At 35.7% G+C, this 24765-nt stretch carries 22 protein-coding genes; 6 read left to right on the top strand and 16 right to left on the bottom strand.

What is annotated here, in order from left to right; translation table 11 throughout:
- The first annotated feature begins 3 nt into the window (after positions 1 to 3).
- From mutL to BT156_RS08795, 6 genes are all read left to right on the top strand, one after another.
- Positions 4 to 1782, top strand: coding sequence for a DNA mismatch repair endonuclease MutL (gene mutL / locus BT156_RS08820; protein WP_072409246.1), 1779 nt, complete (start codon positions 4 to 6; stop codon positions 1780 to 1782).
- Between the two features lie 161 nt (positions 1783 to 1943).
- A complete protein-coding gene (locus BT156_RS08815; protein WP_394332863.1) occupies positions 1944 to 2543 on the top strand; it encodes a rhomboid family intramembrane serine protease in 600 nt (199 codons plus the stop codon).
- 9 nt (positions 2544 to 2552) lie between these two features.
- Positions 2553 to 3542 carry an endonuclease/exonuclease/phosphatase family protein gene (locus BT156_RS08810; protein ID WP_072409242.1) on the top strand — a complete coding sequence of 330 codons (990 nt, stop codon included), beginning with the start codon at positions 2553 to 2555 and terminating at the stop codon, positions 3540 to 3542.
- Positions 3543 to 3620: 78 nt separating this feature from the next.
- A complete protein-coding gene (locus BT156_RS08805) occupies positions 3621 to 4595 on the top strand; it encodes an endonuclease/exonuclease/phosphatase family protein (protein ID WP_072409240.1) in 975 nt (324 codons plus the stop codon).
- Positions 4596 to 4599: 4 nt separating this feature from the next.
- Positions 4600 to 4959: a hypothetical protein gene (locus BT156_RS08800; protein WP_072409238.1), complete on the top strand. Its 360-nt coding sequence runs from the start codon at positions 4600 to 4602 to the stop codon at positions 4957 to 4959.
- Positions 4960 to 4999: 40 nt separating this feature from the next.
- A complete protein-coding gene (locus tag BT156_RS08795; RefSeq protein ID WP_072409236.1) occupies positions 5000 to 5413 on the top strand; it encodes a hypothetical protein in 414 nt (137 codons plus the stop codon).
- A gap of 33 nt (positions 5414 to 5446) precedes the next feature.
- On the opposite strand, the gene BT156_RS08790 is transcribed toward BT156_RS08795, so the two are convergent.
- The 16 genes from BT156_RS08790 to mraZ form a co-directional block, all read right to left on the bottom strand.
- Positions 5447 to 6961 (bottom strand): GH3 auxin-responsive promoter family protein, encoded by a 1515-nt coding sequence (locus BT156_RS08790; RefSeq protein ID WP_072409234.1) that lies wholly within the window; start codon positions 6959 to 6961, stop codon positions 5447 to 5449.
- 104 nt (positions 6962 to 7065) lie between these two features.
- Entirely contained in the window at positions 7066 to 7476 is a 411-nt protein-coding gene (locus tag BT156_RS08785) for a BrxA/BrxB family bacilliredoxin (protein ID WP_072409232.1), read from the bottom strand.
- Positions 7477 to 7889: 413 nt separating this feature from the next.
- Positions 7890 to 8336, bottom strand: coding sequence for a GatB/YqeY domain-containing protein (locus BT156_RS08780; RefSeq protein WP_066759607.1), 447 nt, complete (start codon positions 8334 to 8336; stop codon positions 7890 to 7892).
- 115 nt (positions 8337 to 8451) lie between these two features.
- On the bottom strand, positions 8452 to 10365 hold the full coding sequence (ftsZ, locus tag BT156_RS08775; protein ID WP_072409230.1) for a cell division protein FtsZ: 1914 nt from the start codon (positions 10363 to 10365) through the stop codon (positions 8452 to 8454).
- A gap of 14 nt (positions 10366 to 10379) precedes the next feature.
- Positions 10380 to 11762: a cell division protein FtsA gene (gene ftsA / locus BT156_RS08770; RefSeq protein ID WP_072409228.1), complete on the bottom strand. Its 1383-nt coding sequence runs from the start codon at positions 11760 to 11762 to the stop codon at positions 10380 to 10382.
- Positions 11763 to 11786: 24 nt separating this feature from the next.
- The gene (locus tag BT156_RS08765; protein WP_072409226.1) at positions 11787 to 12779 is read right to left on the bottom strand and encodes a cell division protein FtsQ/DivIB; all 993 of its coding nucleotides are present in this window, start codon (positions 12777 to 12779) and stop codon (positions 11787 to 11789) included.
- 12 nt (positions 12780 to 12791) lie between these two features.
- Positions 12792 to 14150, bottom strand: a complete 1359-nt coding sequence (gene murC, locus BT156_RS08760; protein WP_072409224.1) for a UDP-N-acetylmuramate--L-alanine ligase — start codon at positions 14148 to 14150, stop codon at positions 12792 to 12794.
- A 90-nt stretch (positions 14151 to 14240) separates the two neighbouring features.
- The gene (murG, locus tag BT156_RS08755; RefSeq protein ID WP_072409221.1) at positions 14241 to 15368 is read right to left on the bottom strand and encodes an undecaprenyldiphospho-muramoylpentapeptide beta-N-acetylglucosaminyltransferase; all 1128 of its coding nucleotides are present in this window, start codon (positions 15366 to 15368) and stop codon (positions 14241 to 14243) included.
- A 49-nt stretch (positions 15369 to 15417) separates the two neighbouring features.
- The gene (locus BT156_RS08750; protein WP_072409219.1) at positions 15418 to 16656 is read right to left on the bottom strand and encodes an FtsW/RodA/SpoVE family cell cycle protein; all 1239 of its coding nucleotides are present in this window, start codon (positions 16654 to 16656) and stop codon (positions 15418 to 15420) included.
- A 25-nt stretch (positions 16657 to 16681) separates the two neighbouring features.
- Positions 16682 to 18016 carry a UDP-N-acetylmuramoyl-L-alanine--D-glutamate ligase gene (gene murD, locus BT156_RS08745; RefSeq protein WP_072409217.1) on the bottom strand — a complete coding sequence of 445 codons (1335 nt, stop codon included), beginning with the start codon at positions 18014 to 18016 and terminating at the stop codon, positions 16682 to 16684.
- A gap of 63 nt (positions 18017 to 18079) precedes the next feature.
- Entirely contained in the window at positions 18080 to 19321 is a 1242-nt protein-coding gene (gene mraY / locus BT156_RS08740; protein WP_072409215.1) for a phospho-N-acetylmuramoyl-pentapeptide-transferase, read from the bottom strand.
- 79 nt (positions 19322 to 19400) lie between these two features.
- Positions 19401 to 20861 carry a UDP-N-acetylmuramoyl-L-alanyl-D-glutamate--2,6-diaminopimelate ligase gene (locus BT156_RS08735; protein ID WP_072409213.1) on the bottom strand — a complete coding sequence of 487 codons (1461 nt, stop codon included), beginning with the start codon at positions 20859 to 20861 and terminating at the stop codon, positions 19401 to 19403.
- A gap of 18 nt (positions 20862 to 20879) precedes the next feature.
- Entirely contained in the window at positions 20880 to 22871 is a 1992-nt protein-coding gene (locus BT156_RS08730) for a penicillin-binding transpeptidase domain-containing protein (protein WP_072409211.1), read from the bottom strand.
- Positions 22855 to 23223, bottom strand: a complete 369-nt coding sequence (locus BT156_RS08725; RefSeq protein WP_072409436.1) for an FtsL-like putative cell division protein — start codon at positions 23221 to 23223, stop codon at positions 22855 to 22857. The genes BT156_RS08730 and BT156_RS08725 overlap by 17 nt, the downstream gene beginning before the upstream one ends.
- Positions 23224 to 23312: 89 nt before the next feature.
- Positions 23313 to 24206: a 16S rRNA (cytosine(1402)-N(4))-methyltransferase RsmH gene (gene rsmH, locus BT156_RS08720; RefSeq protein ID WP_072409209.1), complete on the bottom strand. Its 894-nt coding sequence runs from the start codon at positions 24204 to 24206 to the stop codon at positions 23313 to 23315.
- A 38-nt stretch (positions 24207 to 24244) separates the two neighbouring features.
- Complete coding sequence (gene mraZ / locus BT156_RS08715; protein WP_072409207.1) at positions 24245 to 24703, bottom strand: division/cell wall cluster transcriptional repressor MraZ; 459 nt, start codon at positions 24701 to 24703, stop codon at positions 24245 to 24247.
- Positions 24704 to 24765: the final 62 nt, after the last annotated feature.

Here is a 24765-nt window from a genome sequence, read left to right as displayed (position 1 = left end):
TTTATGTCAGATATTATTCAGCTTTTACCGGATCATGTAGCCAACCAAATTGCGGCAGGGGAAGTGGTGCAGAGACCTGCGTCCATAGTGAAAGAACTTTTGGAGAATGCTATAGATGCAGATGCTAGTAAAATTGAGCTCATCATCAGAGATGCCGGAAAAAATCTGATACAGGTTGTAGACGATGGAAAAGGAATGTCTGAGACTGATGCAAGAATGGCCTTCGAAAGACACGCTACCTCCAAGATCAAAGGAACCGAAGATATATTTAAAATTGCTACAAAAGGGTTTCGTGGTGAAGCGCTGGCTTCTATCGCAGCGGTTTCTCAGGTTGAGTTAAAGACTAAACAGAGAGAAGCGGGCATCGGAACTAATATTTACATTGAAGGCGGAGTTTTTCAGTTTCAGGATCCTGCACAAACGGCGGAAGGTTCTAATTTTTTAGTTAAAAACCTTTTCTATAATGTTCCCGCAAGAAGAAAATTCCTTAAAAATAATAATATAGAATTCCGTCATGTGATCGACGAATTCCAGCGTGTGGCTTTAGCTCATGAAAATTTAGAGTTTTCTCTGTTTCATGATGATGATCCTGTTTTTAGATTAAGAAAAGGAAGCCAGATGCAGCGTATTGTTGATATTTTCGGACGAAAATTACAGCCGCAGCTTATTCCGATCAAGGAAGATATTACTTGGTGTAAGCTTCACGGATTTGTTGCCAAACCCGAAGGAGCCAAAAAAACAAGAGGGGAGCAGTTTCTTTTTGTGAACGGAAGATACTTTAAAAGTCCATATTTCAATAAAGCGGTTCAGGAAGCGTTTGAAGGATTGCTTTTGCCGGGATATATTCCTACATTTTTTCTTTTCTTAGATCTTGATCCTGAAAAAATTGACGTTAATATTCACCCGCAGAAAACAGAGGTTAAGTTTGAAGATGAGCATCTTATTTTTGCTTTGCTTCGATCAACCATTAAAAGATCTTTAGGAATTTATAATGTTGCTCCAAGTCTGGATTTTGAAAAAGATCCGCAATTGGATCAAATGATGCAGAAAGCGTTTCCAAGCAAGGCAAACAGCATAAATGTTAAAATGCCGGAAATTATTGTAGATAAAGATTATAATCCGTTTTTGGAGGAAAGAGTGGTGAAACAGGCTGACATCCAGAATTTGGCGGATATGTATCACCAAAATATTGCTGCAGAACCTTCAAAAATTAATTTGTTTGAAGATGAAGATTTCGATGAAGATCTGATGAGGCTTCCGAATGGATATTGGTTATTCAACAAAGGGGACAGAACATTGATGCTGGATCTTGGAAGAATGCACAGGTTAATGGTTTCTGAGGGTAATAAGCCTGTAAGAAAAGGGACAACAAACAGCCATGCTCTTCTTTTTTCTCTGGAATATCACATGAACGAGATTGAGAAGAATAAGTATAAATCAATTAAAAAATTCCTTCCCGAACTTGGTTTTGATACGAAGGTTGCTCACGAAAATGTACTGAGAATTGATGCTGTTCCTGAAGGATTGAAAGAAACACAGGTAATGAAATTCCTTGAAGATCTGTTCGATGTTTTAGAGTATAAAACGGAAGATGAGTTTTTGCATTTCTATAATAATCAATGGAGTAAAATGCAGTCTAAATCAAGATTTGATTTTATATATAAAAAAGATGCGGAACAATTGATAAAAGACTTCACAGCATTAGGTTTTCCTGAGTTTTTACCCAACGGGAAACGATGTTTTTATGAGATTCCGTTCAATGATTTTAAGAATAAATTTTAAAGAACATGTTTAATAATATACCTCCAATTACACGAAATATTATCATTATAAATATTATTTTTTATGTGATAACTAATTTTGTGTTTCAAAATTTATATAACACGCTTTCAGGGTTTTATCCTTTTTCTCCAAACTTTAAATCGTGGCAAATTATTACACATATGTTTATGCACGCGCCTATGAAAGAAACGGGAGGATTCATGCATATTTTATTCAATATGTTTACTTTATGGAGTTTCGGACCTATTTTGGAACAATCTCTGGGAGATAAAAAATATTTAATTCTTTATTTCGTAAGCGGATTAGGAGCATTTTTTCTGTTTAATCTATGGAATTTTGTTGAAGCTCAGCAAATTATTTCAGGTTTGGAAAGTTTAGGACTAAGTGCTTCTGAGATTTATCCTAAAGCAGCAATTGACTATGTGGGAAATCTAAATATAAGTGCTACAACTACCGAAGGACAGGCGTTATCAAGCCAATACTATACATTATTAAGAACACCAATGATAGGTGCTTCTGGAGCAATTTTTGGTGTTGTTACTGCTTTTGCAACACTATATCCAGATTCAAAAATTGCCATGATGTTTATTCCAATTCCAATTAAAGTTAAATATTTAATGCCAGTCGTAATTATTGTTTCTATCTGGCTGGGTGTTTCAGGAAGTGGAGGAGGTGTTGCCCATCTCGCACACGTCGGTGGAGCTTTGGTAGGATTTTTGTTAGCATGGATCTGGAAAAAACATTTATACAGATTCAACTAAATTTCTCTTGTGAAAATTCTTCGTCTCATATTTTTAGTACTGCACGTCGGGATATTCCTTCTTTTATTGGGGATGTTGCTTAATGCGTATGTTCCGCCAAAGATATTTCCTTGGTTTAATTTGTTATCATTAGGATTTCCTATTTTAATGGTTGCTTATGTTGTATTGATCTTTTTCTGGATCTTTAGTTGGAAAAAAAGAGCTTTCGTTTTTATGTTGTTAGGATTGATTTTCACAAATCCGGTAAAAAGATGGGTGAATTTTTCTTCCGATAAAAAAGAAATTGCCAATCTCAAAATACTCACTTTCAATGCAAAAGGAGGTTTAAAAGGAATAAAAAACATTGATGATTATGTAAATTCTTCTAACGCAGATCTTGTTTTTCTGCAGGAAAAAGGAGGTAAAGAATATCATTTTAATGGTTTGAAGAATATAAGCGGAAATTATATTGTTTCCGTGTTTACAAAGTATAAAGTTATTGATCAAAAAGAACTTATCAATAGCGATTATTTTACCAACAACGCTTACGCAACACAGACCGATATAGAAATAAAAGGAAAAATATATCGGTTTATCAATGTTTATCTTCAACCATTTAAGTTTGAAAAAGCGATGGTAAAACTTAATGGAAACAGTGATGAAGATGAAGAAAAGCTGAAAAATGTTGTTAAAAGATTAATTCCAACTTTTAAAATGCACCAAGATCAGGTTTCTGATATTAAAAAAGGAATTGAGAATTCGCCCTATCCTGTAATTCTATTGGGAGATCTTAATTCTGTTCCCAATTCTTACGAATATTATCACCTTTCAGAAGGATTGCAAGACGCTTTTCTGGAAGTTGGAAAAGGAAGCGGAACAAGCTTTCACGATTATAAATTCCCACTAAGAATTGATTATATTTTCACCTCAAAATCGGTACAGCCGATCACTTATAAAGTTGACCGTTCTGTAAAAATTTCAGACCATTATCCCGTAGTGGCAACATTCAAATTAGACTAGCGTATTCATAAAATAAGTTAAAAAAGTTAACGTGGTAGGGTTTTTGCTTAAAAAAAGTGTACCCAAGACCGTTATTTCATGAAGCCGAGCCAGATCCTGTTGTTTTTCCATATTATCATCATTGTTTTATTGCTAGCCACACTAGGAAATGCATGGATTCCGCCTAACTTGTTTGGAAATCTTAATCTGCTTTCTCTTGGGTTTCCCTACCTTATTTTTATACATGTTTTATTAACGCTCGTTTGGGTTATCAAAAGAAAAAAAATAGCTGTTGCTTTTGTTTTAAGTACATTTATTTTTTACAATCCAATCAGAAGATGGGTAAATTTTACCCCTAAAAACGAAAATTCAAAATCAATTAGAGATATTAAGGTGTTAACTTTCAATGTTAAATATGGTGATTTTGGGTGGGACAAAGTGAAAAAATATATTTCAGATCAGGATGCAGATATTATTCTGGTTCAGGAAAGAGATACGAAGACAGCGTTGAGAGATGATTTGATCAAGTATCCTTCGGTAATTTTAAAAACCAAGCATAAAATCGTAAGACAGGAAAATCTTGTTGAAGAAAAAGACCGTGGAAATTCATTCTATGCAGATATTGACATCAACGGAAAGATTATCAGAGTTGTAAATGTTTATTTGGAACCTTTCAGGCTTCATAAGTCGATGCTTTCATTTGATGGATTTGGTAAGGAAGGAGGAAAAATAAGTACACTTCTTTCGCACATGATTCCTACTTTTAAAGCACACGAAGATCAAATCAGAAGAATCAGAAAAGCGGTAGATTTATCGCCTTATCCTGTGATTTTAGCGGGAGATTTTAACTCTGTTCCCAATTCTTATGAATATTATAATTTGGGCAAAGACCTTCAGGATGCCTTTTTATCTGCCGGAAGCGGAAGCTCTTCGAGCTTTTATGATTATAAAGTGCCTTTGAGAATTGACTATATTTTCAGTTCAAAATCAATTATTCCTTTAAGCTATAAAGTCGATAATTCTGTGAAATTATCGGATCACTATCCTGTAATTGCGGAATTTCTGCTAAATTAGTTCCATGAAAAATTTAGTTTTTGCAATCCTTGCTTTTCTTGTTTTATTAAGTGCCTGTTCTAAGCAGGAACCGGCTAATTTTGACACAAATCAGGAAGTAAAAGTGCATTATGATACGGTTGCTGTTGATTCCTTTTCTGCGGGAGCAACTTCTGTGGATATTGTACGGCAGATAAGAATGTCTTCTCAAAAGTATCAGGATTCTGTGAAAGAAGCTATAAAACTTCAGGCTGAAGAAAAGAGAATTAAGGAAGAATTAGACAAAGAAAATAAAAAGAAACAGGACGAGGAAAAGAAGAAAACCGATGAAGAGAAGAAAAAAAATGCTGCAGAAACTCCTTCAACTACAACAAAAACAGAATAAAAACAGTTAAATTTTAAAACTCATTAAAAAATATAAAGCAATGAAAAAACAAATTTTAGCAGCATTAATGATTTCAGCACTTGTTGTATCATGCACAAAATCAACTACAAAATCAGAAACAACTGAAAATCCTGATGGTTCTGTAACAACAACTACAACTACGGTAAGCCAAAATGGAGTTGACGTTGTTGATACTGCAAAAATCAATAAAGCTAAAGAAGACGTTAAAGCAAAAGTTGACGAAGCCGGAAACAAGATTGATGATGCTGCTCAGAAAGCGAAAGATAAAATTGATGCAACTGCTGATAAGACAAAACAAGATCTTCACAAAGCAGGCCAGGATATCAAAACTGAGGCAAATAAAGTAGGCAGGGATGCAAAAGAAGCCGCTGCAAAAGGCGCTTCGAAAGTGGAAGATGCCGCTAAGAAATTAAAAGAAGACTTAAATAAGTAATACATTAAAACCGCAGAAGAATCTGCGGTTTTTTTATTTATTCAATTCCAATAAAGGATCGATGTATTCTCTGTCGTTGCTTAATCTTGGGACTTTATTTTGGCCGCCCAATTTTCCTTTGGATTCCAGCCAGCAATAAAATAGGTTTGGCCTGGCGATATGTACAATCGGTCTTTTCAGCGTTATATTATTATACCTTTTGGCTTCATAATCTGAATTGACGGTCTTCAAATGCTGATCAAAACAGTCGATGAAATGCTCTAAATTGCTTGGTTTTTCACTGAACTCAAAGATCCACTCGTGAGCGCCGCCTTCATTTTCTTTCATGAAAACCGGGGCTCCTGTGAAGTCGGTGATACTGGCTCCTGTCGTTTGGCAGGCTTTAGAAATAGCCGATTCTACATTGGTAATCATCAGTTCTTCTCCGAAAGCATTAATATAATGTTTCGTTCTTCCCGTAATTTTAATTCTGAAAGGATTTATTGAGGTAAATACAACCGTATCGCCAATTAAATATCTCCATAAACCACCATTGGTAGTAATCACCATGGCGTAGTTCTTTCCGGCTTCAACATCTTCCAGGCTTACGACTTTTGGATTTGAAAAATGGAACTCATCCATCGGGATAAATTCGTAGAAAATACCATAATCCAACATTAACAGCATTTCGTCACTATCCGGTCTGTCCTGGATTCCAAAGAAGCCTTCAGAGGCGTTGTAAATCTCGTAATAATTGATTTTCTTTCCAATGATCTGCTGAAACTGCTCTTTGTAAGGTTTAAAGCTAATTCCGCCGTGAAAAAACACTTCCAGATTCGGCCATAATTCTGAAATATTCTTAACCTCAGTTTCATTTAAAACTCTCTGCAAAAGAACCATCATCCAACTTGGAACACCTAAAATACTTCCTACATCTTCATTTTTAACCTCAGAAGTAATGGCTTTAAGTTTACTTTCCCATTCACCCATCAACGAAACCTTTTTACTTGGAGTCGTGGTAATTTCTACCCAAAAAGGGAGATTGTCGATTAAAATAGCAGATAAATCGCCAAATTTTGTGTTAAAATCGGCATATAGCTCTGAACTTCCGCCTAAACGTAAATTTTTATTGGTAAACAGTTGATTTTCAGGATGATTGTTGGCGTAAATTGAAACCATATCTTTTCCTGCTTTCATGTGGCAGTATTCTAAACTTTCGGCAGAAATGGGAATAAATTTACTTTTTGCATTGGTTGTTCCCGAAGATTTCGCAAAATGTTTGATGTAGCCGGGCCAGCTTACGTCTTTATGACCTTGTCTGGCTCTTTCAATATAAGGTTCAAAATCTTCATACGTAACGATAGGAACCTTATTTTTAAAGTCCTGATAACTTGAAATGGAGTTAAAACCATACTTTCTACCGTACTCAGTGTCCTCAGAATGAAACAATTGAGAGAATAAGATCCCTTTTTGTGTTTCAATAGGATGATCCATAAAATTCTGTATCTGATCTATCCTTTGGCGGATGAACCAGTTGACCACAGTATTGAATAGTGCTTTCGTTGCCATTCCCAAATATAATGATATTTGACTTTTCTAAGAATATTTTATTGCGATAAATAAAAAAACCGCTACAAATTTTGTAACGGTTTAGTATTTGGATTTATTGTTTCTTAGCAATACTCGTCATAAGCAGCCTGAAGGTTTGCTGCAATTGCTCCTGCAGGGTTTCCTTCAATGTGGTGTCTTTCCAGCATGTGAACCAATTCTCCGTCCTTGAAAAGAGCCACGCATGGTGAGCTTGGAGGGAATGGTGCCAAATGCTTTCTAGCTTCAGCTACAGCTTCTGTATCAAAACCTGCAAAAACAGTCGTTAAATGATCAGGCTTTTTCTCTCCTGTTAAAGAATATACAACTCCTGGTCTTGCTGCTCCTGCTGCACATCCGCAAACAGAATTGATCACCAATAGAGTAGTTCCTGATTGTTTTAATGCTTCTTCAACCTGTGTAGGTGTTGCTAAGTCTTGGAAACCTTTATCTGTAAGTTCTGCCTTCATAGGCATTACTAAATCTGTTGGATACATATTTTTGTTTTTTAATCTATGCAAAGTTAAACAATTCTTTACTTTTCTTCAATATATAATAACTATCAAGCTGTTAGTAAAAGAAAATTAACGATATATTAATAATTTAATAATATTGTTAAATTAATGAAATAAAAGTATGAATAATCAGAAATAAATGTTAAATTTGAAATGATTCTGAAAACGATAGCCATGAAAAAAACATTTACATTTTTCCCTCAATTTAATGAAATATTCAATTTTCTTTTAGAATCATAAAAATATTGAATATCTCAGGATAAAAATGAAGCCCGAAACTGGAAAAGTTTCGGGCTTCTTAATCAAATCGATATGCAAAGGTTGGATATCCTTATAAAATGTGTTGATGGTTTTTGGTTGATGGTTAAAAATTTCAACAAACAATCAACCGACAGCTACGAAAGGAGTTTTTTTGCCATCTCGGAAATACTCTTTCCATCAGATCTTCCGGCAAATGTTTTTGAGGCAACTCCCATTACCTTTCCTAAATCTTTTATAGATTCGGCTCCGGCTTCTGAAATAATTTTCTTCATTTCAGCTTCCAGTTCTTCCGCAGAAAGCTGTTGAGGTAAGAATTTCTCAATAACTTTCATCTGAGCATCTTCTACTTCAGCCAAGTCATTTCTGCCCTGTGCAGAAAACTGTTCGTAAGAATCCTTACGTTGTTTGATCATTCTCTGTAAAATAGCAATTTCCTGGTCTTCTGAAACTTCTGCACCTCTAGCTTCTGTTTTTAGAAGTAGGATCTGAGATTTCACAGCACGAAGAGAATCCAGAGCTACTCTGTCTTTTGCTCTCATTGCTGTTTTTATTGCTTCGCTAATTATAATTTCTAAACTCATAGTTTTAAATTTAACAATGTATCAATGTAACAGTTTACCAATTTTGAATGCTTTGACAAGCTAACGTGACGATTGGTATTGTTACATTGGTACATTTCTACATTGTTATATTATCTTAATCTACATCTTTATTTAAAAATCTGTTTTCTCTTACTTGCATAGAACCGTTGTTTTCAGACAAATACGTGTTGATATTTTGATCTGAAGCATTGGTTCCGTCAATAGAAATATTTTTTCTCTTGAAAGCAGGAACAGATTCGAATTCACTTGCGCTATCAAAGCTTTGGTAACGGGAATTGAATTCTTTTAATTTATTTCTTCTTTCTACAACTCTTTCCTGATCTGCAGTTTTGTTCACGAAGGTGAATTCACTTTCAGCAGATTTTGGAGTTTCAATCTCTGTTCTATTTTCATAAGAAGGTCTTTCTTCAGTTTTTATTTCTTCCTTTGGCTGGTAGAAACTTTCCACCTTTGGAGCTTCTTCTATGACTTGAGATACTGTATTCGTTGGAGTGCTAAACTCTGCTTTTGGCTGTCCGAAATCAGTTTTAGGCTCATTGACAGGCTCGTTTACGAAGAAACTGAACTCAACAGGTTTTTCTTCAGAATAAGAATTCGTAGAAATATTTGTTTTAGGTTCTTGTTTCTTTTCTTCTGTTTCGAATGAGAAAGATTGAATCTCCAGGTCATTAGGATCATTATCTTCATCAAAAGCGAACAGACTGTAGCCATCCTGCTCTTCATCATCATTTCTCCAAGTCTGGATCGGGCTGTCTAATGTATCTTCCTCTCTATCAGAGAATTTTATTTCAGTTTTAACCTCTTCATCCTCGATAATCATTTTTTTTTCAGTAGAGACAGACTTGAACTGTGGCGTGTCATGGTCTTCATCATCCAATCTGAAAAGATTTTTTCCCCCAAAATCATATCCATGCTCAGGAGCAACCTCTCTTTCTTCTCTTGTTTTGAAAGGAGAAGTTTTATTTGAATCTAATTTATCATTTAGACTGATTCTGATTTTTTCTGTTGGTCCAGCGAATTTTTTATCATCATTAGAGAAACCTGTAGCGATAACAAGAACGCTTACTGCATCTCCTAATTCCTCATCAGCACCCACCCCGAAAATGATATCGGCGGTATGTCCCGCTTCTTTCTGGATATGATCCATGATGATACCGATTTCGTCCATTGTAACCTCTTCTTTACCGCTTCTGATCAACAATAGTACATTTTTAGCACCTGTAATTTTATTGTCATTCAATAATGGTGAATCCAATGCTTTTCTTACCGCTTCATCCGCTTTATTTTCACCTGAAGCTGTACCTGTAGACATCAAAGCCGTACCGGAGTTTTGAAGGACAGATTTAGCATCTCTAAAGTCAATGTTTACATCAAAGTAACCCGTAATAACCTCTGCCATACCTTTTGCAGCGTTGGTTAAAACTTCATCGGCTTTTGAGAATCCCTGTTTGAATCCAAGGTTACCAAACTGTTGTCTTAGTTTATCGTTATTGATTACAATTAATGAATCAACGTTATTTCTTAATTTATCAAGACCTAATTCAGCCTGCTCCAGTCTTCTTTTACCTTCAAAACTGAAAGGAACGGTAACGATACCTACCGTTAAGATTCCCATATCTTTAGCAACCTTAGCAATAACAGGAGCCGCACCGGTTCCTGTTCCACCGCCCATTCCGGCAGTGATGAAGACCATTTTGGTGTTTTGTCCCATGGCTGCTTTGATCTCTTCAATACTTTCAATCGCTGATTTTTCACCAACTTCAGGATCGGCACCAGCGCCAAGCCCTTCTGTGATGGTAGTTCCCAACTGTACTTTGTTTGAAACCGGGTTATTATCTAAAGTCTGAGCATCTGTATTACAAATCACGAAATCTACCCCGTGAATTCCTTTTTCGTACATGTGTTTCAGCGCATTGTTTCCACCGCCACCAACACCAATTACTTTTATGATCGATGAATTTCCTTTTGGCAAATCAAATGAAAATCCTTGTGTACCTATATTTTCCATAATATCTGTATTTACTATTCTACTTCTTCAAAGAATTTTTTTACTTTTTCCATAAGCGACTGCCCGAAAGTTAATCTTGCCGCTCTTTTATTTTCCTGTTGTTGAGTCAGAACTTCCTGTTCCTGAACCGGAGCCGTCTGCTGCGTAACTGCATTATTTTCAGCTACTGTTGTTGCAGTTTCCTGCTTGGGCTTTTCCTGAACGAGTTCTTCTTCTATTATGACAGGTTTTTTATCCCTGATTTTTAAACTTTCCATTAATAATCCAATAGAAGTTGCAAATTCAGGACCTTTTAGATATTGATTTTTATCATTAGCAATATACTCATTTGCAAAACCAATTCTACTATCAAAACCTGTTGTATAATTAGCTAATTGACGAAGATGCTTCAAATTTGATCCACCACCCGTAAGAACAATCCCTGCAATCAGTTTTTTCTTCTGTTCAAAAGCTCCGTAAGCCTTTAATTCTGTATTTACCATTTCAAGAATTTCTTCCACTCTCGCATTGATAATCTGAGCTAAAGTTTTCAGGGAAATTTCTTTATCGGGTCTTCCGTGAAGTCCTGGAATAGTAACAAATGTGCTGTCTTTCTCTAATTCGGGAACAGCAGAACCGAATTTTACTTTCAGTTGTTCTGCGTGTTTCTCGATGATTGAACAGCCTTCTTTAATATCTTCCGTAATGATCCCGCCACCGTAAGGAATGACGCATGTATGACGGATGATATTATCTTTAAATATTGCGATATCTGTAGTACCGCCACCAATATCAACGATGGCAACACCTGCTTCTTTCTCTTCTTTTGTAAGTACAGCTTCTGAAGATGCTAAAGGCTCTAATGTGAGAGCTTCCATTTCCAGACCTGCTTCTCTTACGCATCTTGCAATGTTTCGGATACTGCCCATTTGTCCCACAACAACGTGGAAATTGGCTTCAAGACGCTTTCCGTGCATCCCGACAGGTTCCTGAATTTCACCTTCTGAATCTACTTTATATTCTTGGGGAAGAACATGGATAATTTCTTCTCCGGGAAGCATGACCAGTTTCTTGACCTGATCTTTTAACGCTTCTATGTCGTCATCTGTAATAAATTTGTCGGGATGCTCACGCATAATATAATCGGAGTGCTGAAGAGAGCGTATGTGCTTTCCTGCAATACCTACCGTCACTTTACGGATAGGAACTCCTGCGCTGGATTGTGCTTCTGCCACAGCAGCCTTGATTGAGTTGATGGTTTGCGAAATATTATTCACAATACCTTTATGAACCCCAAGACTTTTGGCCTTACCAACACCGAGAACTTCGATTTTCCCGTGTGCATTCCTCCTTCCGACAATCGCGACTATCTTTGTTGTCCCGATGTCCAGACCTACTGAATACTCTTGATTTTCCATTGTTTTATATCGATTTGATTTTTTTTATTCTATTTTAACCTTTGCCTTTGCTTTCGGCTTTGTTGCCGTAGTTTTCTTCTCTGTTTTTTTTGTTTCTTTTGCCTTGGGTTTGGTTACTGCCTTTGGCTTTGTGCTTTCCTTCGGTTTTTTTGAAGTTGAGCTTGGTTTTTTTGTCTCTTTTTTTACTTCTGCTATTTTAAGTTTAGCTTCTGTTTTTTTTCCCGCTGTAGTCGCCGGAACTTTTGCAAGTTCTAATTGGCCAACTTTTAGAATACTGTCATTACCTTTAAAATAAGGATTCAATGTGGTAACAATCTGATTCTGATACTTAATAGAAATCATATTGTACTTTTGAGGATCCTGATAAACGAGATATTTCTCTACAAAAGCTTTGAAACCTTTTACTTTTAGGTCTATATTATCTAAATCTCCTATTTCTACTTTATAATTTCCTTCACTTGTCAGAAGATTGTAGTCTCCGTTATTGTCTTTTGCGATTCCGATGAAATATTTTTTGCTGAAATCATCTTTGTCAATCTTTGCAACCAATTCAGCTAATTTTTCGTATTCATCTTTTTTCACATTTCCTGTCACCAGCATACAAGGATGTGAATAGGTTTTGGAAATAGGAAATTCAATTCCTCTTTCGTCTACATAAAAGTCTTTTCCGTCTTTATTTAACCTGAAAATCGGGACTCTTTGTTTAATGTCTAAATTAAGCTTTCCATTGAGGTTTAAGTAGACATTGGCACTGTCGACTGCAGGAAGTGAGTTGATCTTTTTTTCCAAAGCCGGAATATTAAGGTCTCCTACTTTTCCTGACGGATTTTCCTTGTTTACAATTGCTCTAATATCTTTTTCATCAATGAAATACACCGGAGTTTTCTCATTCATTTTTACAGAAATCTTATTATCCGTAATCTTCTGACCCCCGAATTTCTTCAATGAGAAACTCAGCAGGAAACCTAGAAGGATCACTGTGATAGCAATTTTTAATATTCTGTATTTATTTTTCATTTGTTTTTAAAATCAATTTTTGTTCATCCATTCACAAATAGGGTCGTACAACGTATCAATATTTCCTGCGCCTACTGTGAGAAGAATGTCAAAATCTTTTTCTTTTATTTTATTGAAAGCATCGGATAAATTTGACACTTCTTTTTTATCTAAAGTCACTTTTTCTAATAACCAGTCTGAAGTTATTCCTTCAAAATTTTCCTGAAGCTCTCTTGCCGGATAGATATCAAGTAAGATCAATTCTTCAGAGTTACTTAAACTTTCTGCAAAACCGTCTGCAAAATCTCTCGTTCTGCTGAATAAATGCGGTTGGAAAACAACCAATAATTTTTTCTCAGGGTAAAAAGTTCTGATCGATCCCACCACAGCATTAATTTCTGTTGGATGATGGGCATAATCGTCGATGTAAATTTTACCGTTTTTATAAATATGCTTAGTATATCTTCTTTTAATTCCTTTAAAATTAGCGATTGCTTTCTTTAAAATTTCGAAGTCAACGCCTAAATTATTTAAGATAGCCAACGCAACCGTCGCATTTTCTACATTGTGAATCCCCGGAATTTCCCAAACAAAATCTTTTATTGTTTCTGTCGGAGTATGAAAATCAAAAGAGATTTTATCATGATCCATTCGCAGGTTATCAGAGTAGTAATCAGCAAATTCGTTTACTGCGTACGTAAGATGAGGTCTTCCGATTTCAATTCCTTTTCTTACAAAAAGCTGTTTGTCATTCGGAACTAAGGCTGCAAATTGTTTGAAACCTTCTTCAATTGTGTTTTTATCACCATAAATATCCAAATGATCTGCATCTGTGGAAGTTATTACTGCCCAGTCCGGAGATAGGTTAAGGAAACTTCTGTCATATTCATCTGCTTCAACTACAGAATATTGATTACCGTTGAACAGAAAATTTGATTTAAAATTCTCTGCAATTCCGCCCAAAAAGCAAGAAAAAGGCAAATCAGCTTCTTTACACAAGTGAGCTACAAGCGTAGAAGTTGTTGTTTTCCCGTGCGTTCCTGCAACGGCAATACAATCTGTATTTTCTGTGATTAAACCTAAAACTTTCGCGCGTTTTAAAACTTCAAATTGATTTTCATTAAAATAATCTAAGATCCCCAACGTTTTGATTGCCGGAGTGTAGATTACTAATGTATTTTCTTTTTCAAGAGAGGTTATTCTTTCGTCAATAAGATCTTCAAAAACAATATCAATTCCCTCATTCATCAGATTTTGAGTGAGTTTGGTGTTGGTTTTATCATAGCCCAAAACTTTTTTGCCCGAAGCATGGAAATAGCGTGCCAAAGCACTCATCCCGATACCCCCGATTCCAACGAAGTAAAAATTTTGATATGTTTCTAAATTTTTCATTTTATATTAAAAATTAAAAGATTAAAAAATTAAGGTATTTAGAAATTCGAAATGTCTTAATCTCTGAATTTCTAAATTTTTTAATCTTATCTATTTTATCACTTTAAAGATTTCGTCTACAATCTCTTTTGCAGCATTTGGCTTGGCAAAATATTTCAGATTTTCAGACATTTCTTTTCTCACATTTTCATTTTCGCAGATCTCTGATAATGTCTTCCAGAATTTTTCCTGCATTTCAGAATCTTTTACCATTTTGGCTGCGTTTTTTTCAACCAAATTCAGTGCATTTTTTGTTTGATGATCCTCTGCCGCAAAAGGGAATGGAACCAACAAAACAGGTTTCTGTGCTACGGCCAACTCTGAAATGGCAATTGCTCCTGCTCTTGAAACAATGACATCTGCAGCGGAATAAGCTGTTTCCATGTCTTTGATGAATTCTTTTATTTGTATTTGGTTGTTTGTTGCTGGTTGTTGGTTATTTCCATCAACTGTTAACCGACAACTATCAACAATCTCTTTATAATCCAACTTTCCTGTTTGCCAGATCAATTGATATCCTTTTTCTTTAAGGCTTTCAAGATTCTCTTTCCAACCATTATTTAATGTTCTTGAACCTAAAGAACCACCAACAGAAAGTATTGTCAGTTTATCTTTGTCTAATCCCATTTTTTCTTTTGCCTGAGCTGTTTCCTGCATTCCTGAAATAATATTCTCACGAATTGGATTCCCTAAGAATTTTATTTTCTCACTCGGAAAACCTTCTACTTTTGGATAGGCTGTAAAAACGGCTCTTGCTTTTTTACTTAAAATCTTATTCGTTACTCCTGCATGGGCATTTTGTTCTTGGATGAAGATTGGAATTCCCAATTTACTTGCTTCATACAAAGCCGGTCCGCTTGCAAAACCACCTGTTCCCACTGCAAAATCGGGAGCGAAGTTTTTAATGATTCTTTTCGATTTAGATAAACTTTTCAAAATCTTGAAAGGCAGACCTAAATTGGATAGCATATTTCCTCTGTCGATTCCTGCGATATCAATTCCTTCGATTTTATAGCCAGCTTGCGGAACTTTTTCCATTTCCATTTTTCCGTTGGCTCCGATGAACAAAAATTCTGCATCAGGAAATCTTTTTTTGATCTCGTCTGCAATAGCGATTGCAGGGAAGATATGTCCTCCTGTTCCGCCGCCTGATAATAATATTTTTAACTTTTTGTTCATCTATATAAATTTTGAGATTGCTTTGTCGCTTTCGCTCCTCGCAATGACATTACGCGATATCGTTTATTTCTGCTATACTTTGTTTTTTGCCCATTCCTTCTTCATCGTATATCTGGATTCTTGAGCTTATATTTAAAATAATTCCTAACTGCAAATAGGTTACCAACATTGATGTTCCTCCGTAACTAATTAATGGCAAAGGCTGTCCCGTTACCGGAATCAGATTAATTGCAACTGCAATATTTACAGAGAGTTGTATGAAAATCATTACCCCGAGACTGAGGACGAGTAAGGAGCCGAAAAAGGCAGGCATCTTACTGGCTATCATCACGATACGGATCATCATAATTAAATACAGACAAATCAGAAAAGCAGCTCCGATAACGCCATATTCTTCAACGATTACAGCAAAAATAAAATCCGATGCAGACTGTGGAAGCATTTGCTTTAAGGCGCTTTTTCCTGGTCCCATTCCGGTAATTCCACCGTGAACGATGGCTGCTTTCGCCTGCATTACCTGATAATTTTTCGCCTTTAAGCTTTCATCGTCTACATCAGCTGATTTCGCTTTGCTTGATGTAAATGTTTCAATACGGCTCATCCATGTGTGAACACGGTTTCCGCCAATTAAATTTGTATTTAAAGCAATGAGTAAAAAGAAAACAATAGCTACAAATGATGAGAAAATGAATCCTGCAATGTATTTCCAGTGCAGTTGTCCTATAACCAAAACAACTACGGAAACCATTAAGATCATTAATGCCGTAGAACCGTTATCTTTCGCAACCAGCACAAACACAAGCAAAATGGGCCCAAAGATGTACATAATGTTCTCAATCGGAAGCCTTTCTCTTGTAATTTTCTTGGTTAAATATCTACACAGATAAATAATCAACATTAAAAAAGCAAAAGAAGACGGCTGAAATGAAATCGGTGTTCCCGGAATTTTTAACCATCTGGAAGCACTCGCTCCGTCGATTGTTTGTCCGGTAAACATCGTAACAACCAATAAGATAATCATTAAACCGAGCAAAATACTGCTTAGCTTTCCGATGTATTCATATTTAATCGTTCCTACAACTCTCATAATTGCCAGACCAAGAAGCACGAAGAACATATGTTTCATAACGTGACCGGTTGTGGTTCCGTTATTAACGATATATTCCAGATTCGAACTTGCAGAATATACAGGGAAAATAGAGAAAATGGAGATCACAAGAATGACCATCCAAAGTACTTTATCGCCCTTTAGGAATTCAAATCTGCTATCTGTGTCTTGTTCGTTCATAATGATTGCTTTTAGCTGTTGGCTATTAGCTGTTTACTTTTAAAACCTGCTCTTTAAACTGACGACCTCTGTCTTCATAGCTTTTGAATAAATCAAAACTTGCGCAACATGGAGACAGTAAAACCGTATCGCCATTTTTAGCTAAAGATTTTGAAATTTTCACAGCATCTTCCATACTTGAGGTGTCATAAATATATTCTTTCTTGTCTTTAAAGAAATCTATAATTTTTTGATTATCAATTCCTAAGCAGACAATTGCTTTTACTTTTCTTTTAACTAGTTCCTCAATTTCTGAGTAATCATTTCCTTTATCTTGTCCACCAACGATCCAAACGGTTGGCGTTTTCATGCTTTCTAACGCGTAATATGTTGCGTTGACGTTAGTTGCTTTGCTATCGTTGATGAATTTTACGCCATCGATTTCAGTCACCAACTCTAATCTGTGTTCAACTGCCTGGAAGGTCATTAATGAATTTCTAATACTTTCATTATTGATTTCCAATATTTTACCAGCGATTGAAGCGGCTAAGCTGTTGGCAACATTATGGTTTCCCAACAAAGACAATTCATCAAGTTTCATTGAGAAATTATCCTTCAATTTTACTTTGATTTGATCATTGTCCACAAAACCTCCCTCAGACAGGCTTTCTTTTGTTGAAAAAGGGATCATTTTTGCTTTTATTTCTAATTTTTCAAGAATGTTTTTGCTCATTTCGTCATCTTTATTGTAGATGAAAAAATTATCATTCTCCTGATTTTCAGCTATTCTGAATTTCGCCAATGCATATTCTTCATAGTTGTAGTTGTATTGATCCAAATGATCTTTAGATAAATTCAACAATAAAGAAATATAAGGTCTAAAATTCTGAATATCATCCAATTGGAAAGAACTAACCTCCAATACATAATATTCATGATTTTCATCGGCAACCTGCTTTGCAAAGCTGTACCCGATGTTTCCTCCTAAACCTACATTTAATCCGTCATTTTTCAGGATGTAGTAGATTAATGAAGTTGTTGTTGTTTTTCCATTGCTTCCTGTGATCGCGATGATCTTAGCATTGGTAAATTCCGAAGCAAATTCGATTTCAGAAGAAAGTCTGATTCCTTTCAAATGAATTTTATTGATGATCTCTGCTTTTTTCGGAATTCCCGGGCTTTTTACGATCCAGTCTGCATTTAAAATCCTTTCTTCGTCATGCTTTCCTTCTTCAAACTCAATTTCATTTTCTGTCAGAAACTGCTTGTAGCTGTCCTTAATGACTCCTTTGTCTGAAAGAAATACTTCCAAACCTTTCTTTTTGGCCAAATAAGCAGCTCCACATCCGCTTTCTCCTCCTCCTAAAACAACTATTTTCATATTAATTTTGATTTAATGCTTGAAAAAACTTCAATACTTGAATCTTTTCAATTTTAAATTAACTTATCTCATTTTCAATGTGATAAGACATACAATTGCCAACATAACTCCGATGATTACCATTCTGTTAACGATTTTACTTTCGTGAAACCCTTCTTTCTGATAATGGTGATGTAATGGTGACATCTTAAATAATCTATTGTTTTGGGCATATTCCAACCCGTATTTTCTTTTTCTAAATTTGAAAACCCAAACCTGAAGTATAACAGAAAGTAATTCAATTAAGAAAACTCCGCATAAAACGGGAATCATTAATTCTTTTCTTAAAATAATAGCTAAAACTGCAATGACTCCTCCCAGCATCAAACTTCCTGTATCTCCCATAAAAACCTGAGCAGGATAGGTATTGTACCAGAAAAATCCGATCACGGCTCCTACCATGGCGACCACAAAAATGGTGGTTTCACCCATGTTGGGGAGGAACATGATGTTGAGATAATCAGCAAAAATAATGTTCCCGGAAACGTAGGTGAAAAATGCCAATGCGAGCAGTATGACTGTACTTGTACCTGCTGCGAGACCATCAATTCCATCGGTGATATTGGCTCCGTTTGAAACGGCTGTTACAATAAAAATTACGATCGGGATGAAAACGATCCATGCCCATTCGTGAGCGTCTTTGTCATTCATCCAAAATAGAATTCCGCTGTAGTCGAACTCGTTATTTTTAGCAAAAGGAACGGTAGAAACGGTGATTTTTTCTGTAGGCATAAAGTTTTGCTCTACATTATTTCTGTTCACCACTTTCGCATCTGCATATTTTCTTTTAACGGTAATGTCAGGATGAAAATACATTGTAACTCCGACAATTAGCCCTAATCCGACTTGTCCTACAATCTTGAATTTTCCACTTAAACCATCTTTATTTTTCTTAACCTTTTTTAGATAATCATCTAAGAAACCAATTGCACCCATCCAAATAACAGAAACAATCAAAAGGACGATATAGACATTAGTAATTCTCGTGAATAGTAATACAGGAATCAATGTCGCCAAAATGATGATAAGACCTCCCATTGTAGGAGTTCCTTCTTTTTGTTTTTGTCCGTCCAATCCCAAATCACGAACCAATTCGCCCATCTGTTTCGCTCTCAGATAATTGATAATTCTTTTACCATAAACAAGAGCTATCGTCAAAGACAATAAAACGGCCATTCCGGCACGGAACGAAATGTATTTTAACATTCCGAGTCCCGGGATGTGAATTCCATGGTTGGTAAGATATTCGTATAGATAGTATAACATGTTTCTATTTTTTATAAATGATAAATGATGATCGATGAATGATAAAATCAATTATCATTTATTAATTATCGATTATAAATTACTTACTCATTAACTTCCAAAGCTCAATAATTACTTCTTTGTCATCAAAATGATGCTTTACACCATTTATCTCCTGATATGTTTCGTGACCTTTTCCGGCTACCAAAACAATATCTTTAGGTTCTGCAAACTTTATGGCCATCTTTATGGCTTCTCTTCTATCCGGAATTGAAGTGTATTTGCTGAAGTATTGAGGTTCAACGCCTGCTTCAATTTCCTTTATAATTGCTGTCGGATCTTCTGTTCTCGGGTTGTCTGAAGTGATGATCGCCAACGTTGATTTTTTGCTGGCAATATTTCCCATTTCAGGTCTTTTGGAGTGATCTCTGTCGCCTCCGCAACCGAAAACCGTGATCAGTCTTTCGTTTTTTGTTCTGATGTTGTTAATGCTGTCCAAAATGTTTTCTAAGGCATCCGGAGTGTGTGCATAATCTACGATGAAGAAGATTCCGCCATCTGATTTGAAGGTTTCAAATCTTCCGGAAACTCTTTTTAATTTACTGATGGCCTGAAGAATTTCGTCTTGTTCAAAACCAAGTTCAGAAGCAATTCCGAAAACCAATAATAAATTGTAAACATTAAACCTTCCCGTCAATGTTGTCCAGAATTCTTTTCCGTTAAAATTCAACAGCATTCCGTTGAAATCAATTTCCAATGATTTTCCATGGAAATCTGCCATCGTCTTCAAAGCATAAGACTTTTTCGCAGCCTTTGTATTTTGAAGCATCACCATTCCGTTTTTATCATCAATGTTGGTGATGGCAACGGCAGTATCCTGAAGTTCATCAAAAAATCTTTTCTTCGTTTTTAAATACTCATCAAAAGTTTTATGATAATCTAAATGATCGTGGGTAAGATTCGTAAATCCTGCCACTTTAAAATGCAGACCTTCAATTCTGTTTTGAGAAATTCCATGAGAACTTACTTCCATGAAAGCAAATTCGCAACCTTCTTCAACTGCCTGAGCTAATATTTTATTAATGGTAATAACATCTGGAGTTGTATGCGTTGCCGGAATTATTTTTTCTCCAATTCTGACTTCAACCGTTGAAAGTAAAGCGGAATCATACCCTAAATTTTTAAATACATCAAAAAGTAGAGTAGAAACAGAAGTTTTTCCGTTGGTCCCTGTAACGCCGATTAATTTTAATTTTTCAGAAGGATTTCCATAGAAATTAGAAGCCAAATGACCTAAAGCTTTAGAAGAATCTTTTACTTTAACGTAAGTGATATTTTCATCTAAATTTTCAGGGAACTCTTCACAAACGATTGTTTTTGCTCCCTTTTCAATTGAAGATGCAATAAATGAATGCCCATCCGCAACTGTTCCTCTCATTGCAATGTACAACGAGTTTTCCGTAACCTTTCTGCTGTCGAAAACCAATTCTGAAACCTCACGGGTGTTTTCACCGTGAATTTCTAAAGTTGGTATTCTATTTAATAATTCAATTAATTGCATTTTTTGATGCTTTATATTTTAATTCTGCAGAGACAAATAAATTCTCTGGTTTTTACTAATTGTTGTGCCTTCTAACGGGAATTGTTCTTTAATTCGCCCAACTCCTTTATAATCGACACGATATCCTAAATTTTCCAATTGTGGGATGATATTTTTACCGATCAATCCGACTACACTTGGCATTTGTTTATTGTTAACTGCTATTTTAACATTCGGTTCAACCATTTTATTAAGGTCGACCTTTTTGTTAACAAGCATTTCTTTTTCAACGTTTTGAGGTGTTTTTAAGAAAGTTTTCCCTGCAATTTCTTTAAACACTGGCGCTGAAACCGTTGCTCCGTAAAACCCTTTTGCCGTGTTCGGCTCACTGATCATCACATAGCACGTATATTTCGGATTATCAGCCGGATAGAAGCCTGCAAATGATGCACGGTATTTCATTGGGCCAGGCAGCCAATATTCAAACCTTGCTGTTCCTGTTTTTCCTGCCATTTTTAAATTTGGTGTGAAAATACTTTTCCCTGTTCCTTTTTCTACGGCTTTTGTCAATGCGCTGGTCATCATTTTAATCGCTTTTTCAGAAGCCATTTTATTGACGATAACCTCAGGTTTTGCATTGTACATTATCTTTCCGTCTTTCATGATCTTGTCGATGAATAGGGGTTTTAGCATTTTACCACCGTTCGCAACTCCGTTATAGAAGGTTGTTAATTGTAATAAATTGATGTTTGATGAGTATCCGTAAGCAATTGAAGCCAATGTTGCCGCATTCCATCTTTTATTATCAGGAGTTACAATCTTTGGTTTTGCGATCCCCGGAAGCTCGATGTCCATTTTATCAAATAATTTCCAACGTTTTAAGTGGTCAAGAAAAATTTGAGGCTTCTGTGCGTAATATTTTGTGATAAGCTTCGCTGTTCCAACGTTGCTTGATTTTGCTAACACATCACTGATATCATAAGTTCCGCCACCGTGACCGTCTGAAATTCTTTGTTTTGCGTATACCCAAACTCCGTTTCCTACATTTACAGTTGTATTTTCATCGATAAAACCGTCGTCCATTGCCGCCAACAGTGAAATGGTTTTGAATGTAGAACCCGGTTCGATGTTATCTTTTAAGGCATAATTGTAAGAATCTTCATAATCACCTTCTTCAGTTCTTCTCAAATTAACCATTGCACGAACTTTGCCTGTTTCAACTTCCATCACAATTACGGTTCCGTGTTTTGCTTCAAAATTTACAAGCTGCTTCTCCAAAGCGGAGTGTGCAATATCCTGAATTCTAAGATCTAAAGTCGTATAAACATCTTCTCCGTCAACAGGTTCCTGAACTTTCCAGAAGTCGATTGGTTTCCATTGAGAAGAATTGATTCTCTGTTCTAATCTTTTTCCGTCGCTTCCTGTCAGATATTTTGAAAAAGCACCTTCCAGACCTGCTTTAAGCTCGCCATTATCAATCCCGATAGTTCCGGCACCAATTTCTGAGGTTGCTAATTCTCTTTTATAATTTCTGTCAACGATGAAACCTCCTTTGTTTTTTCCTTTTTTGAAGATTGGGAAATTTCTTATTCTGTCGTATTCGTCAAAATCAAGACCTTTAACTAAAGCGTAATATTGATTTTTCTTTTTCTTCTGTTCGTCGAATTTTTGTCTGAAATCACCTCTCGATTTTCCAAACATTTTGCTTAAAGAATCTGTTAAAGCTCCGATGTTGTTGCTGTAGATCGTGTCTTTCATCGTTTTGAAATCCAGATAGATATCATAACGCATCACGGTTGTTGCAAGAATAGAACCGTCGGAAGCAAATAAATTTCCACGCGCAGCTTTTAGAGTTGCTTCGCGGTAATTTTTGTTAATGTAATCGTCTTTAATTTCCTGAACATTAGTGTTTTGAAGAATAACGATCCTTGTCAAAAACATTACAAACACGCACAAAGCTACCACTGCGAAGAGGTAGCCCCACCTTAAGGTTTTTTTACGTTTGTTGTCGTATTCATTTTGCTTTTGCATCTGTACTATCCAATTTTATTAATAACTTGTGAGGATGGTTTTCCAGTGTCATCAAAGAATCCCGGGCAACTTCTTTTCCCAATTGAGATTCCATTTTTACTTTAATCAGCTTACTTTGTGCGTAAGCGTTTCGAGATTTATATTCTTCTGTTTCTTCTTTTAATGCGTTGACAATTTTAATTTTCTTATTGACGAGATGATTACTGTAAATCATTGCCATCATTAAGATAAACAACAACAGAAAATACTTGTAATGTACTTTGATCTCATCACGGTTCAGGAAATTCCCTTTTATAATATCTATAAAAGTTAATCTCTTCTGAGGACGATTTGTTGTTGTTCTTTTTGTCACTTTATAATCAATTTGCTTTGCAGTGAATTCACTTTGTTCGTCAATTGTCAATTTTAAAAATTCACTATTGACAATTCACTCATTCACTTTTACACTTTAATTCCTGTTCTCATTTTAGCACTTCTGGCTCTTGAGTTTTCTTCAATTTCCTTTTCATCGGGAATAATTGCTTTGCTCTTTACCAATTCAAATGCTTTTTTATAATTTCCGTAGATGTCTCTTTGAGGTTCCCCTTCAAACATTCCGTTTTTCAAAAACCTTTTTACCAAACGGTCTTCCAGAGAGTGATAAGAAATTACGACCAGTCTTCCATCGGGTCTTAAAACATTGTATGCCTGAACAAGCATTTCTTTTAAAACTTCCAATTCCTGGTTTACTTCAATTCTTATCGCCTGAAAAAGCTGTGCATAAAATTTATTGATCTTATGCGGCGGAAGAAAATTGAAAAGCTTTTTCAAGTCTTCCGTTGTATTGATGGTTTTAATTTTTCTGTGGTGAACGATGTCTCTAGCTAATTTTCTGGATTCTCTTAATTCGCCATAGTAATAAAAAATATTCGCCAACTGCTCTTCTTCATAGTCGTTGATCACTCTTTTAGCATCAAGACCCTGCATTACATTCATTCTCATATCCAAAGGAGCATTGCTTCTTGTGGAAAATCCTCTTTCTGCTTCATCAAACTGATGAGAAGATACTCCAAGGTCGGCAAGAACTCCATCAACCTGAGAAACTCCATACATTAATAAGGAGTTTTCTAAGAATCTGAAATTCTGATTGATCAGAGTAAATCTCGGATCATCAATTGTATTTTTAAGAGCGTCTAAATCTTGGTCAAAACCGTACAGCTTCCCTTTATCAGAAAGTCTGCTCAGTATTTCTTTTGAGTGGCCACCGCCGCCAAAAGTACAGTCCACGTATGTTCCGTCTGGATTCGTCACCAAATCATCAACACTTTGCTTCAACAAAACGGGGTTATGATACATGTTTAATTGTGTTTTTTGTCGCTTTTTTAATTTAGCGGTTATTCTTCATCTAAAGAGCCCATTACGTCTTCGGCGAGGCTGGCAAAATCTTCTTCGTTGGTAGAGATCACTTTTTCGTAAGCGTCTTTGTCCCAAATTTCAAATAATTCTCCGGCGCTTGTAATCACAATATCTTTCTGAAGATTTGCGAAATGCGTCAGGTCTTTTGAAATCTGTAATCTACCGGCATTATCCAATTCTACAGTTTTTACTCCTGCCGTAAACATTCTAATGAAATCAGCATTCTTTTTAATGAATCTGTTTAATTTATTAATCTTGCCCATCAATTTATCCCATGCATTCATCGGGTAAACTTCGAGGCAAGTTTGGAACACGGATCTTTTGACTACAAATGCCTTGTCATCAAAGTCTTCCATCTGTTTGATCAGAGAAGAAGGTACTTTTAAACGGCCTTTGTCGTCAATTTTACACTCATATGTTCCAATGAAACTTTTCATTTGGGACAAATTTATATAATAATTTCCAATATTTCCCACTTTTTCCCACTTTTTGACTTAAT

The organism is Chryseobacterium limigenitum, from assembly GCF_900114875.1.
In the GTDB taxonomy this organism is placed as follows: domain Bacteria; phylum Bacteroidota; class Bacteroidia; order Flavobacteriales; family Weeksellaceae; genus Chryseobacterium; species Chryseobacterium limigenitum.
Note: the sequence above shows the minus strand (reverse complement) of the source record. Positions and strands in the feature narration are given on the sequence as shown.

Coding starts and splice junctions, on each gene's coding strand:
- mutL (WP_072409246.1), top strand. CDS start 4: ATGTCAGATATTATTCAGCTTTTACCGGATCATGTAGCCAACCAAATT.
- BT156_RS08785 (WP_072409232.1), bottom strand. CDS start 7,476: ATGTATCCAACAGATTTAGTAATGCCTATGAAGGCAGAACTTACAGAT.
- mraZ (WP_072409207.1), bottom strand. CDS start 24,703: ATGAAAAGTTTCATTGGAACATATGAGTGTAAAATTGACGACAAAGGC.
- BT156_RS08765 (WP_072409226.1), bottom strand. CDS start 12,779: ATGAAAAATAAATACAGAATATTAAAAATTGCTATCACAGTGATCCTT.
- rsmH (WP_072409209.1), bottom strand. CDS start 24,206: ATGTATCATAACCCCGTTTTGTTGAAGCAAAGTGTTGATGATTTGGTG.
- BT156_RS08795 (WP_072409236.1), top strand. CDS start 5,000: ATGAAAAAACAAATTTTAGCAGCATTAATGATTTCAGCACTTGTTGTA.
- ftsA (WP_072409228.1), bottom strand. CDS start 11,762: ATGGAAAATCAAGAGTATTCAGTAGGTCTGGACATCGGGACAACAAAG.
- murD (WP_072409217.1), bottom strand. CDS start 18,016: ATGAAAATAGTTGTTTTAGGAGGAGGAGAAAGCGGATGTGGAGCTGCT.
- BT156_RS08800 (WP_072409238.1), top strand. CDS start 4,600: ATGAAAAATTTAGTTTTTGCAATCCTTGCTTTTCTTGTTTTATTAAGT.
- murG (WP_072409221.1), bottom strand. CDS start 15,368: ATGAACAAAAAGTTAAAAATATTATTATCAGGCGGCGGAACAGGAGGA.
- BT156_RS08790 (WP_072409234.1), bottom strand. CDS start 6,961: ATGGCAACGAAAGCACTATTCAATACTGTGGTCAACTGGTTCATCCGC.
- BT156_RS08750 (WP_072409219.1), bottom strand. CDS start 16,656: ATGAACGAACAAGACACAGATAGCAGATTTGAATTCCTAAAGGGCGAT.
- murC (WP_072409224.1), bottom strand. CDS start 14,150: ATGAAAAATTTAGAAACATATCAAAATTTTTACTTCGTTGGAATCGGG.
- ftsZ (WP_072409230.1), bottom strand. CDS start 10,365: ATGGAAAATATAGGTACACAAGGATTTTCATTTGATTTGCCAAAAGGA.
- mraY (WP_072409215.1), bottom strand. CDS start 19,321: ATGTTATACTATCTATACGAATATCTTACCAACCATGGAATTCACATC.
- BT156_RS08780 (WP_066759607.1), bottom strand. CDS start 8,336: ATGAGTTTAGAAATTATAATTAGCGAAGCAATAAAAACAGCAATGAGA.
- BT156_RS08730 (WP_072409211.1), bottom strand. CDS start 22,871: ATGCAAAAGCAAAATGAATACGACAACAAACGTAAAAAAACCTTAAGG.
- BT156_RS08805 (WP_072409240.1), top strand. CDS start 3,621: ATGAAGCCGAGCCAGATCCTGTTGTTTTTCCATATTATCATCATTGTT.
- BT156_RS08735 (WP_072409213.1), bottom strand. CDS start 20,861: ATGCAATTAATTGAATTATTAAATAGAATACCAACTTTAGAAATTCAC.
- BT156_RS08815 (WP_394332863.1), top strand. CDS start 1,944: ATGTTTATGCACGCGCCTATGAAAGAAACGGGAGGATTCATGCATATT.